The 12289-nt window shown below is 30.4% G+C and carries 13 protein-coding genes; 3 read left to right on the forward strand and 10 right to left on the reverse strand.

Annotated elements, in window-relative coordinates:
- Positions 1-51: 51 nt before the first annotated feature.
- The 3 genes from cas4 to DL91_RS10320 all read right to left on the reverse strand — a co-directional run bounded on the left by cas4 (position 52) and on the right by DL91_RS10320 (position 2376).
- The gene (cas4, locus tag DL91_RS10310) at positions 52-720 is read right to left on the reverse strand and encodes a CRISPR-associated protein Cas4 (protein WP_048191534.1); all 669 of its coding nucleotides are present in this window, start codon (positions 718-720) and stop codon (positions 52-54) included.
- The gene (locus DL91_RS10315; RefSeq protein WP_048191537.1) at positions 720-1292 is read right to left on the reverse strand and encodes a hypothetical protein; all 573 of its coding nucleotides are present in this window, start codon (positions 1290-1292) and stop codon (positions 720-722) included. The genes cas4 and DL91_RS10315 overlap by 1 nt, the downstream gene beginning before the upstream one ends.
- Before the next feature lie 196 nt (positions 1293-1488).
- Positions 1489-2376 carry a UbiA family prenyltransferase gene (locus DL91_RS10320; protein WP_048191540.1) on the reverse strand — a complete coding sequence of 296 codons (888 nt, stop codon included), beginning with the start codon at positions 2374-2376 and terminating at the stop codon, positions 1489-1491.
- 216 nt (positions 2377-2592) lie between these two features.
- On the opposite strand from DL91_RS10320, the gene DL91_RS12970 reads away from it, so the two are divergent.
- Positions 2593-4278: a sensor histidine kinase gene (locus tag DL91_RS12970; RefSeq protein ID WP_052374373.1), complete on the forward strand. Its 1686-nt coding sequence runs from the start codon at positions 2593-2595 to the stop codon at positions 4276-4278.
- 15 nt (positions 4279-4293) lie between these two features.
- Here the strand turns inward: DL91_RS12970 and DL91_RS10330 are convergent, their stop codons facing one another.
- The 4 genes from DL91_RS10330 to DL91_RS10345 form a co-directional block, all read right to left on the reverse strand.
- Positions 4294-5022 (reverse strand): YkgJ family cysteine cluster protein, encoded by a 729-nt coding sequence (locus tag DL91_RS10330; RefSeq protein ID WP_048191542.1) that lies wholly within the window; start codon positions 5020-5022, stop codon positions 4294-4296.
- A gap of 123 nt (positions 5023-5145) precedes the next feature.
- On the reverse strand, positions 5146-5949 hold the full coding sequence (locus tag DL91_RS10335; protein WP_048191545.1) for a class I SAM-dependent methyltransferase: 804 nt from the start codon (positions 5947-5949) through the stop codon (positions 5146-5148).
- 217 nt (positions 5950-6166) lie between these two features.
- Positions 6167-6931, reverse strand: a complete 765-nt coding sequence (locus DL91_RS10340) for an ABC transporter permease (RefSeq protein WP_048191547.1) — start codon at positions 6929-6931, stop codon at positions 6167-6169.
- Position 6932: 1 nt separating this feature from the next.
- Positions 6933-7874 (reverse strand): ATP-binding cassette domain-containing protein, encoded by a 942-nt coding sequence (locus DL91_RS10345; protein ID WP_048191549.1) that lies wholly within the window; start codon positions 7872-7874, stop codon positions 6933-6935.
- Positions 7875-8088: 214 nt separating this feature from the next.
- On the opposite strand from DL91_RS10345, the gene DL91_RS10350 reads away from it, so the two are divergent.
- Both DL91_RS10350 and DL91_RS13190 read left to right on the forward strand, forming a co-directional pair.
- Positions 8089-9471 carry a rhodanese-like domain-containing protein gene (locus tag DL91_RS10350; RefSeq protein ID WP_231551449.1) on the forward strand — a complete coding sequence of 461 codons (1383 nt, stop codon included), beginning with the start codon at positions 8089-8091 and terminating at the stop codon, positions 9469-9471.
- 92 nt (positions 9472-9563) lie between these two features.
- Positions 9564-10052 carry a TspO/MBR family protein gene (locus DL91_RS13190; protein WP_081882660.1) on the forward strand — a complete coding sequence of 163 codons (489 nt, stop codon included), beginning with the start codon at positions 9564-9566 and terminating at the stop codon, positions 10050-10052.
- Between the two features lie 107 nt (positions 10053-10159).
- Here DL91_RS13190 and DL91_RS10360 read toward each other — a convergent pair whose 3' ends face one another.
- The 3 genes from DL91_RS10360 to DL91_RS10370 form a co-directional block, all read right to left on the reverse strand.
- Positions 10160-10849: a DNA alkylation repair protein gene (locus DL91_RS10360; protein WP_048191553.1), complete on the reverse strand. Its 690-nt coding sequence runs from the start codon at positions 10847-10849 to the stop codon at positions 10160-10162.
- Between the two features lie 90 nt (positions 10850-10939).
- Positions 10940-11557, reverse strand: a complete 618-nt coding sequence (locus tag DL91_RS10365; RefSeq protein WP_048191554.1) for a GyrI-like domain-containing protein — start codon at positions 11555-11557, stop codon at positions 10940-10942.
- 48 nt (positions 11558-11605) lie between these two features.
- Positions 11606-12154, reverse strand: coding sequence for a PadR family transcriptional regulator (locus DL91_RS10370; protein WP_048191557.1), 549 nt, complete (start codon positions 12152-12154; stop codon positions 11606-11608).
- Positions 12155-12289: the final 135 nt, after the last annotated feature.

Genomic DNA, 12289 nt, shown 5'->3' on the forward strand with positions numbered 1-12289 from the left:
TCTGTTTTTCGCTTTGCTTATATTTAAAGGTATCGACATGGATTAATGGCCTTAGAAATCCATTTTCCTTTCACATATAGTGTTAAACCTGCAGCTTCTACATTTATTAGGATTATCGGTTGCTTTGAATTCTATTTCACCTTCCAATAATCTATGCATGCGATTAATAAGGTTAATAATATCTTTTTCAGCCTTTTCATCAAAGTAAGATGCCCAGTAAATATTTTCTGTACCTCTTTGCCTAAGAGATGCAACAATCCTTCTTTTCTCGGGTATCATTTCCTTAAACGCAAGACAATATCCAAAAACTTGATTAATACTTGAAGAGTAAGCCCTTGTACCTGGTTTATCATCAATGATAACAAATTCATCTGGTGTCATCCATACTTCATCAATAAATCCCCTGATACCGTGTTGTTTGGACATTACAGGTAATTCTCTTGAAAGAATTTCACCTGTTTTGGATGTTTCTAACATCTCATCAAATGTTGTAGGTTCTGCATCCTCCCTGAAATTCGTTTCAAGAGTTGCATGTACCTTTGTTCCTTCCAACATAGATTTAGTTGGTTTTATCTCGATACCTTTGACATTTTCAAGATAGATCCCATATTCACAGAAACCTTGTTTGTTAAGCCAGCTAATTGGAAAATTATTTCTTTCTTCAATTATTTTAACCTGACTTATGGTTGGATGTGGAGTAGTATTGGATTTCTTTTTCATTATTCTCCTTCACCATCCTTTTTACTACCTAAGCGACTTTTTAAACTCGTCCAAATATCTTTATCCTTTTGAATATTCAACTCATCTTCAAGAACTTTATTCTTTTCAGATTCAAGTTCATAATTCGTTTTCAGGGTTTTATATGCCCCACTAACTTCCTCTAATTTATTCATGAGCTTTTTTTTATCTTCTTCTAAAGATTTGAGACGCTCATCCTCAAGTCTTAACTTTTTGTTGGTTTTAGTATGTTTACTGACGAGTTCCTTGTATGATTTTGATAGTTCGTTGTGTTTCCATTCCAATTCAGCAAGTTCCCTTTCATATGCTTTAATGTTGCTATCTTTAACCCCTAGGTTTTTGAGGTATTCTTCTGCCATAGAGATATCCTCTCCAACTAACTCTTCAATTTGCCTCTGGGGTATAATGAAAACTTCCTCACTGCACTCAAATTTATCAGACCTTTTTAAAGGCACCAGATATTGATTATACTCGTATATCTTCCTTTTACCGCCAACAGTCTTCTTGGTCTTCTTTTTATAGCATTTAACAGCTGATTTTATTACTTTTACCATTAACACTGCTCCAGTTGCAATTAACAATCAAAAAAATCTATATGATTATTATTAACTTTTTATTATTCATCTTATTCTAATGTAGAACAGAATTATATTGATTGAACCTTCTTTTATCCTTTTTGAAATAAAAATTTAGAAATGATTCAATTCAAAAAAAAATTATATTAAAAATATTCTTTTACATTTGAACAGCTTAAAAAACAATAATACATAGTATTAGAATTGCAGGCCAAAACATGAATTCAAAATCAGCAATTGAACCCAATTTAACCCATAACTTATCATCATAAGATTTTTTTGCCTTTATAAGATAATATAAGCTATAAAAATAGAAAACAATTAATGAAATCGTGAAAATTGGAATTATTTTAAGATAAACTCCAATTATCAATGGAAAAAATGCAGCGATGTTTAACAAATGTAATAATTTTATTGATTTATCTTTACCAATTATAACCGGAAGTGTCTTTAATCCCTCCTTTGAATCTGTTAGATGGTCCTTTAAATCAAAAAATATTGCGTTTATCATACCTTTCATATATATAAAAATAAAAACAATTAGAATTGGAAAAGAAAAGGCTAAAGAGTAATGTAATGGTACAAAAAAAGTTCCTCCCATAGACCAGGTCAAAACAGTGTAAATATTTTTAAATATGGGAATTTTCTTTGTTAGACCCTTAAATGCTGTTGCATAAAAAACCCCACCTAACATCATTAAAATTATAAAAATAATAAGTTTAAAGTTAGTAAAAATAATTAGAAGAACTATAAGCAATAAAACGTAAAAAACTAGAATTATTGGATAATATTTTTTCTTCTTTTGCAAATGTTTGTATCTATCTGAATTGGTTTCATGATCTTTGTCCAAATCACTCATATAATCATAGCTGTAAATAATTAATGGAATTAAATAAGATATAGTTAATAAAGGAATATTAATTCCAGAATTAATAATTATTGAAGTTGATAAAACTAGTGCTGGAGCCCCCAAAGCTGTTAAATATCCCCCATGAACAATTTCCTTAAAAATCATATTAAAGTGACGGGAATAATCATTTTTTGAATTGATATTTAAAACCATATGCCCCCACATTAAATTAAAATGGAATATATCCAATATATTTTATAATTAAGAGTAATTATTAATTAATAATTATTTTTAGACAATAATATGGATTATGTAATTAATAAATATATTTATTTTCCAAATTTATTCAAAAACTTGAAATAATTTATTAAAGAAAAAGATTTATTTGTAGATCTACAAATTATTTATTACGATCTGGAGTAAAAAAATATGAACATATTTTCATATATATCACTGATAGCATTTTTACTATGTTTTTTTCTTGGTAATTTCATTTATCATAAAAATTCCAAAAGTCAGTTAAATTTAATGATAGCTCTGCTATGCATATTAGTTGGGTTTTTAGCCTTTGCAGAGTTTCAATACAGACAAACAACAGATTTTCAAACAGCTTATATATGGCTTAAAATTAGTGGATTATGGCCAATTGTACCCGCTGTTCTCTTGCATATCTCACTGATATTTACTGGGAAAACAGATATTCTAAAAAACAAATCCACCTACCTACTGATTTATATTCCTGCAATTATTATTTCTTTCTATGCTGTAGACACTAATTTAATGTTAATGGGAATATTAAAAGAATATTGGGGTTGGACATATGTATTTCCAGAAAATTCCTTACTTTTTGATATTATGAGTGTTTGGACTCTTCTCTGTGTGTTTTTAGCCGGGGGTCTTTGTTTAATATATTATTTAAAAAACAAGAATATTAAAAAGCACCAGGCAAAATATCTTTTAATTGGCCTTTATTTTCCACTTTTAATTACTATGGCAACGGATCTTATACTTCCAACAATGTCGATTAGAATTCCTGAAACTACCATGGCCATGTCCACAGTAGGTATTGGATTCATCAGTTATGGTGTATGGAAATATAGATTCCCTGCATTAACAACCGCTGTTGCTGCAGATGAGATAGTTTCCACAATGTCTAACTTTTTAATTATGTTAGATCATGACAAAAACATTGTAACCATCAATGATGCAACAATAGAACTTTTAGGATATGAAAAAAAAGATATTATAGGAAAGTCTGTGAAATATTTATTCGCTGACAATAGTCTGGAAAATGCAGGAAAACTTTTTGATTCAAATTCTAATTCAATTATTAATTTTGAAACTCGTTTAAAGTCCAAATATGGGGAAATTATACCTGTTTTACTTTCTAAATCTGTAATTAAAAATGATGATGGTAACATTATGGGTATTGTTTGTATAGGCAGTAACATAGTGGAAATTAAACATGCCGAAGATAAAATTAAAGCTTCTTTAAATGAAAAAGATATTTTACTTAGGGAATTACATCATCGTGTTAAAAATAATCTTCAAATAATTTTGAGCCTTATAAATCTCCAATCAAATGGGATTAAAAACAAGGAAGATCTCGAGATTTTTAGAGAAAGCCAAAGCAGAGTTAAATCCCTCGCGATTATACATGAAAAGTTATATAGATCTGAGGACTTCGCAAATATTAATTTTGAAGAATATATTGAGAGTTTGGTAAATTATCTCCTTTCATATTATTCTGCAGATTCGATAGAAGTTATAATCGATGTTAAGAAAGATATTATCTTGAATATGGATACAGCAGTGCCTTGCGGGCTTATTATAAATGAATTGGTTACCAATGCAATAAAACATGCTTTCAATGAGAGTAAATCGGGTCAGATCAAAATTACTCTTAAATCTGATAATGGTTGTTTTACCCTTATCGTGAGTGATAATGGTGAAGGCATTCCTCCAGAAGTAGATTTAGACAATCCTCAAAAATTAGGATTACAGTTAGTAAAATCATTAACTGATCAGCTGGAAGGTAAAATTGAATACAATGGATCAAAAAATACAGAATTCAAAATACAATTCAGAGAACTGATCTACAAAGATAGAATGTAATTCCAATTAGATATCTTATTCGAACTTACTATCTAATTTATCTGCTATTTCATTCCATTTTTTAACCCTATCCTCTAAATTATCTTCTTTTTGTGGAATTTGGTTCTCCATCATCTTTTCTAGATTTTTAAGGAAATCTGGATCATCTTTAATTTTTAAACATGTAGTTATTTCTGTAATGGCCTTTTGAACCACAAATTCTATTGCATATTTACAGAAATGGTTCGGTGTAAACACATATTCATTTTCATTTTTAATCAATATTGGAAATGCTCTACACACAGCAGGTCGTTGATCGTATATATCACATTTATTTGTTTTCCTAATGAAATGTTCGCACGGACGATCCTCTGTAAACCTGTAACCCTCTTTGTAAGGCTTAATATCTGCAGTTATAACTTTATCCGAACTTTTATAACCCTCATATTCTTTTTCTGTAATATATATTGGTGAACAATTTTCACAACACCATCCACATCTTTGACAATATTCCAAACGTAACGCAGCAACAAGCGATCCTTCTGTGAATGCAATGGAAGAGAAATGTATAATTTTTTTAATATCCCTTTTTTCAACATCTTTTAATTGGCCAGACTTCTTTAATATTTTTTTAACCCTTTTATAAACCATTCTCTCAAATATGAATAGCTCAGATTCCATGTCCGGTTGTTTTTTAACTAATTCTTCATACTGATTAAACACAGAATCGATATACTCTCTCTTGTGTAGTTCTTCTAATAACATTTGTTCACCATGAATTCCAATAAAATATTCTTAGATATATTAATTTGATTATCAGTTATAAACAATTAGATTGTAAATTGATGTATTTAAAATAAAGACAGGATTTTAATTTTAAACAACCCTCTATTTTATCCCTGTTCCCTTAAAAAAATTATAAAAAAACACTCCATCATTTTCTGTAGTTTTATATAGATCTTTTATTCCTTTTTCCCATGATTCAATGGAAATCATACCAGAATCAATTGTCTGATCTTTAACTCCTTCTACCATAGCAATAATTGTCTTTTCATTAAATCCTTCGACTAATTTGGGGTTACTTGAATCTACATAAACAATTTTGGGCAATACTTGAATATTTTTAAATCCTGAATTTTTGAGTATGGGATAAATTTCCCTTCCAATCACAGGGTTACAATTAAGTGTTTTTTGACATTCAATAAGACATTCCCATGTTTTTAAGGCTTCATTAGACTCTGGATAAAAATAACATGACCCATGATCCCCTTCTATTACAGTTATCGAACCATCTTTTTTAAGAACTCTTTTTAAACTTTTTAGTGCGTTTATTGGGTCTTCAAGATGTTCTAGTACAAAACAAACAAAAATATGATCATATGTTTCTTGTTCAAAAGGTAAATTAAAAATGTCAGCTACCTGAAATTCCACATTTGAAATAAACTCTTTCTTCAAAAGAGATTTTGCCATGTTTATTGAAGTTTCAGAAATATCTATAGATATAATTTTTGAATCTGGACTATTTTTAGCTAGTATTAATGTCTGTGCACCTACTCCACATCCTACTTCTAAAACTTTGCTTCCCTTTGGGTAAGTAGTATTGTTGTGGAGAATATCTGCAAGTATATTTGCCTGATCAACCAATCTATCCGATTCTTCCTTTGAATATCCATGTACATATCTCTCTTTCATAAAATCTATCCTCACTATTACTATTTTTATGTTAATTATTTTCAATTCGATTATATTTAATTTTCATGGATATATTCAGTAATTATTCAATTTTAACTGAAATATAATTAAATAAATCAGTTTATGATAAATATATTTTTAAATTTGGTTAATATTGATTAAAGGCTTTGAGATGTATTGTTTCTAATTTAATCTTAAAAAAAAATTAGATTTAATCTTACATTAAATTTTGTTCCCTCTTACTGAACAATACAGCTGACAATATTATGGTTAATAATGCAAAACCAACAACAACCAATGAACTAACATATAGTGGAAGTGCACCATGACCTAAAATCACTTGACGAAGTGCATCAACACCATAGGTAAGAGGATCCAAATATACGGCTACTTGAAGAAAAGATGGTAGTCCAGTTACCGGGAACAATGCTCCACTTAAAAGGAACATAGGTAGAACAATGAAACTCATTATTAAGTTGAAACCTTCCATACTGTCAGTAAATGTGGCAATTAGTAAACCCACACCCGCAAGTCCGACAGATATTGGAATCATTAGGAGGAAGCTTGCTATAAAAATTATTGGCGTCATTTGAACGCCTACTACAAAGGATAATGCAAGAAGGATTACGCCCTGAATTATTGAAGCCGTTGCAATGCCTAAAGCTTTGCCAAAGACTATTGAAGGACGACTAACTGGAGCAACCATGATTTCCTTTAGAAAACCATATTGTCTGTCCATGATAACTGAAACCCCTGAAAATATTGCAGTAAATAATATGGTTTGACCTATAATCCCAGGATATATAAATGCTTGGTAACCACCAGGAACACCACTAAATCTTATTGCAGAACCTAAACCTGTTCCAAAGATCAAAAGCCATAATAATGGGGTTACAACAGATGAGATTATACGAGAACGATATCTGACGTATCTTTTAGCCTCTCTAAACCATATCGTATATATTCCTTCCCATTCCGCCATATTATGCCTCCTCAATAATTCGTTTTCCTGTGTAATTTATGAAAACATCTTCCAAGTTGGGATGTTCCAGTTCTATTGAGTTTACAATGATATTGTTTTTATTTGCAAAATTGACGAGAGTTGCAACCAAATTTTCACCGCTTTCCACCATCATTTTAATCTCATGATCAATTGTAACGATACTTTTGATAAAATCTAATTTTTCAGCTTCTTTGATAAATTTTTCTTCATCATCAACCTTCATTGTTATGACATCTGCTTTCAGCTCACGTTTAAGATTTTTAGGTGAATCTGATGTGATAATATGTCCTCTGTTTATGATAGCAATTTCATCACACAGTTTATCAGCCTCTTCCATATAATGGGTGGACATTAATACAGTAATATCTTCTGTTTCGTTTAATTTCTGTATATAATCCCATATATTCTCTCTTGTTTGAGGATCTAATCCCAATGTGGGCTCGTCTAGGAAAAGAACTTTGGGATGATGGATCAAACCCCTTCCAATTTCTAGCCTTCGTTTCATACCACCAGAATATGTCTTAGTGTACTCATCGGCTTTGTTTCCGAGTGCTATTAAATCTAAAACTTCTTCTATTCGTTGTTTTCTTAATTCGGTTGGAACACCATACAATGCTGCATGCATTTCTAAATGCTCTCGACCAGTCAAAATATCATCAAGGGCTCGAGATTGAAAAACAACTCCTATAGATTTTCTGACCTCTTTTGAGTTTTTCATAACATCATATCCATTAACAGTTGCAGATCCTGAGGAGGGATGAAGAATTGTACAGAGCATTGATATTAGGGTAGTTTTTCCCGCCCCATTTGGACCTAAAATGCCATAAACACTGTTTCTGGGTACTTTAAGATTTACTGAATCAACTGCTTTAAAATCTCCATATATCTTACTAATATTATGAGTTTCAATTATATAGTCCATAAGGGCACCTTCAAAATAGTTTTTTTACTTACATTCATATTTTTAGTATTCCTGTGCATAAATTATTTTTGATTAGAAAAAGATATATAATTACATACAATTCTTAATAACAATCGACCCCAAAACAGTGCTAACTGAAATAAAAACAGGAATTTATTTAAAAGTACAAATCTGTATGAAATGGCTTTAAAATTATTCAAAGGTGATAAGTGTGATGTTTGAAATGGTGAAATCCAATGGAATTGCCCATAAATCCTATTTTTTAGGTTCAAATGGAATTGCTGCAGTTATAGATCCTCGTAGAGATTGTGATATCTATATTGACATTGCAGAAAGAAATGACATGAAAATTGAATATATTTTTGAGACCCATAGAAATGAAGATTATACAATTGGATCCATAGAACTTAGGGAAATTGTTGGTGCAGATATTTTCCATGGAAATGGTATTGATTTTGCTTATGGAAATTCTGTAAACGAAGGAGATAAATTTCAGATAGGATCTCTGGTTTTGGAGATTATTGAAACACCAGGACATACAGATGAAAGTATTTCAATAACTGTTAAAGATAGGGATGTTTCTGATGATGTTTACATGATATTAACTGGAGATTGCCTTTTTGCAGGGGAAACTGGAAGATGTGACCTTTACGGTGAAGAAAACAAAAAGAAAATGTCTGAAGCATTGTACAACAGTATTTTCAAAAAAATACTTCCTCTAGGTGATAATGTTATTATATGCCCTGCACATGGCTCAGGATCCATATGCGGCGCAGAGATTCGTGAACAAGAATTAACCACTGTTGGGTATGAGAAAAAAACCAATAAAATACTTAAATATGATAAAAAAGGGTTTGTAAATGCCAAAATTAAAGAAAAGTTATACAAACCTCCTTATTTCCAAAAAATGGAGAAGAATAATTTAGAAGGTCCTGATCTAATATGTAAACTTCCTTACTTGAAACCCTTAAGCATGCATGAGGTTAAAGAGTTAATGGCAAGGGAAGCCCAAGTTATTGATGTTAGAGATCCTACAGCTTTTAGTGGAGGTCACATACCTAATACACTCAATATATGGAATGACGGCCTTCCCGCATATGCAGGATGGTTTTTGAACTATGAACAACCAGTGATAATTATTGATGACGATAACAGCCACATTGATGAAATTAAAAGATATTTGACAAGACTTGGATACGACAACATATACGGATACCTATCAGGAGGATTCAAAGTATGGTTTGAGGGATCTGGAGATTTTGAATCTGTTCAAACATGGTCTGTTCATGATTTACTTCCAAACATGGGTAAAAAATCTTTATTTTTACTGGATGTAAGAAAAGAGAATGACTGGATAAAAGAACATATTGATGGATCCCATAATGTATATGTAGGACTATTGAAGGATAACCTGGATAAAATACCCCAAGATAAGCATGTGGTTGTTTCATGTGATACAGGATATAAAGCAAGTATAGGAGCATCAATTTTGCAAATGAATGGTTACAAAAATGTTACAAATGTCCTCGGCAGTATGGCGGCATGGAAAAAAGCAGGTTATCCCGTTGCAATGGGTAATTTAGATAACATTTCTTAATAACTGCTGAAGAAATTATTATTGTATACATTTCTAAAACTAATTTATTCAAAAAAATTTATAAATGAAAATTAAAAATGAGGCAGTGAAAGATGGTTAATTACAAATTAAGTACAGTTCCAAAGTTTTTTATATCCATATTTATTCCATTGATAATTGGATATATAGGATCAATAATAACAATTACAGAAATTTCTACATGGTATGCTTCACTTTCCAAACCATCATGGGCACCTCCAAATTGGTTATTTGGACCTATTTGGACCACATTATATGTTTTAATGGGAATATCTTTATTTTTAGTTTGGCGTGAAGGTTTCAACAGAAGAGACGTTAGATTTGCACTTTTAATATTTGGAGTACAATTAGTTTTAAATCTACTATGGTCAATTGCATTTTTCAGTTTCCATTCATTATTTGGTAGTTTTATTTTAATAATGATACTCTGGATTGCAATATTTGCAAACATAATTGCTTTTTATGTGATTTCAAGACCCGCTGGTTTACTATTAGTGCCATATATAATATGGGTGAGTATAGCAAGTTATTTGAACTACAGTGTTTATTTATTGAATCATTAATAAATTTAAGGGTTTTAAACCTTATTTTTTTAAATAGTTCCATTTCGAAACTAGTAAACTTTTCAATAAGTCTATGAATTTTTTATTTAAACTAAAACAATCCCTTATTATTTATTTAATCGTTTTTGCACCTTTTCACTTTTTAATTCTCTTAATGCATCTTTAGCAATCCATTTAGCGCTTTTAGAATTTATTTCATGAATCTCTTCAGCAATGATTATAGCCTTTTTATTTAGATAAATATTTTTCTTCCCTATATGTCTTAAGGCCCAATTCACCGCTTTTTTAACATAATTTCGATCATCAGTAGATTCTCTTTTGATTAATGGAAAAAATTGCTCAAATTTGTCATCTGCAGCTTGTTTATCATGCACTGCTAAAACAGCTATTAAAGTAAAAGCAGCTCTTTTAACAAATTCTTCTTCTCTATTACTCCATTCAAAAATCTTTTTGTAAGCAAATGAAGTTTTTCTAAATAGGTTCATACAACATTGGTCACAAATCTCCCAATAATCAAATTCTACAACCCAACTGTCCATTTGTGCTTCAGAAACCATTTCAGGATCATCAATAATACAGGCCAATATTTTTGTTTCCCTATAATCTGCTTTCCAAAGTTTATGTGCTAGATCATGATCCTTACCAACTTTATTTGCTATTCTTCTTAATTCGGGTATTCTTACTGCATATGTTCTTTTAGGGGAGATACCAAAACTTGCCATAACCTCTTTATCTTCCGGATTAGACAAAGCTTCGAGTTCATTTATTATTTCTTCAAATTTCAAAGTAAGCACCATTAATGTTTTAGAAATCCATCAATACCCTAATATTTTCCTAAATTTTCTATGAAGATATTATTCGAATATTAAATTAATTAAAATGTTTATTTACTTTTGTTCTATTGGCTGTCTGATCACTGTTTTAAGCCTTTCTGGTTTGGTTCTACGCATATCGCTTATGTAAATCTCATGATGTTTATCTCTTATTTTGTATCCGCTTTTATCGATAAAATCATGGAGCTTTTCTACTGTTTGAGCTTCAGCTGCCCCATATGGCCCTATATGCATTATTTGTGCAGATAATCTCTCACTGAATTTTTCAAATCTTACTTTTGATATTGAAGCAAGATTCTTTTTACCTTCCACATCTTCTATGGCCATACTTATAAGTTCTTTGGTAATGAATTCTGGTTGCATTATCATAACTGTCCATTTCCATGATCCTTTATCCTCAATACTGAACTCTTCCATATTTTCAGCCCACCAGAGCCCTTCAAGCGGCATTACAACATAATCTTGGTTATTTTGTTTCTTGGATAAGAATTTTGTTTTGTAGGACACAGGAAACAACGTTTCCATTGCATCTTGATATTCTTGGGATGTATTGGGATCACCTTGACCATCGATCATCAAGAAATTCATCCTTGGAACATCTACAACAGAAACTAGTTTCTCTGAAGGATAGTATAAGTTCTTTTTTTCCTTTTTAAAGTCATATTTTACCATTTAAACACCTTTTACGATTTTTTAAGTGATACAATCTTATGATTCAATTTAAATTGTTTCTTCAGTTAATAACAAACTCATAAAATCATAAACCCATTCTTTTTCTGCTTTCAAAAGCGCAATGGGACGTGAAAACAGAGCAATTATACTGGGTGATGAATTATTGCTTTTTTGATTCAAAATAGAGTTTTCAAGCAATTTAATACGAGCATCTGTTGATTTCAAATAGCTTTCCAGACATTCAATTATCTCATTATGGTTTAAAATCTGGATATTTGCCATTGCAAGGTCAAATGATGAAATTTGTTTTTGATTTATAGATAAAATATGTTTAATCTTTTCTTCCATTGCTAATTTACCATTATCTGTTATATAATAAACTTTTCTCGAAGTTTTACCTTCCGTTTTTCTAAGTTTGGCTTCAACTAATTTTTTTTCTTCCAGCCTTTTTAAAACGTAATATATTGATGAAAACTCAATTTTTATAAAATTACGCATCCCTCTCTTTTCAATTATTTGTTCAAGTCTATATGCATAATGATGATGTTCGTTAAGCAGTCCTAGTATAGCAACATCTTGGTCGGATAATCTAGTCATAGTATATTCTAAGAACTAAAAAATATATAAAACTAATTTTAAAATTAGGTAAATTATCTGTAATTTTCGTACAGTAATTCATTAAAATTATAAAAAAGGGATTATTTTATTATCCTGATTTATGAAAATATTAAT

It is taken from the genome of Methanobacterium sp. SMA-27 (assembly GCF_000744455.1).
Taxonomy (GTDB): domain Archaea; phylum Methanobacteriota; class Methanobacteria; order Methanobacteriales; family Methanobacteriaceae; genus Methanobacterium_B.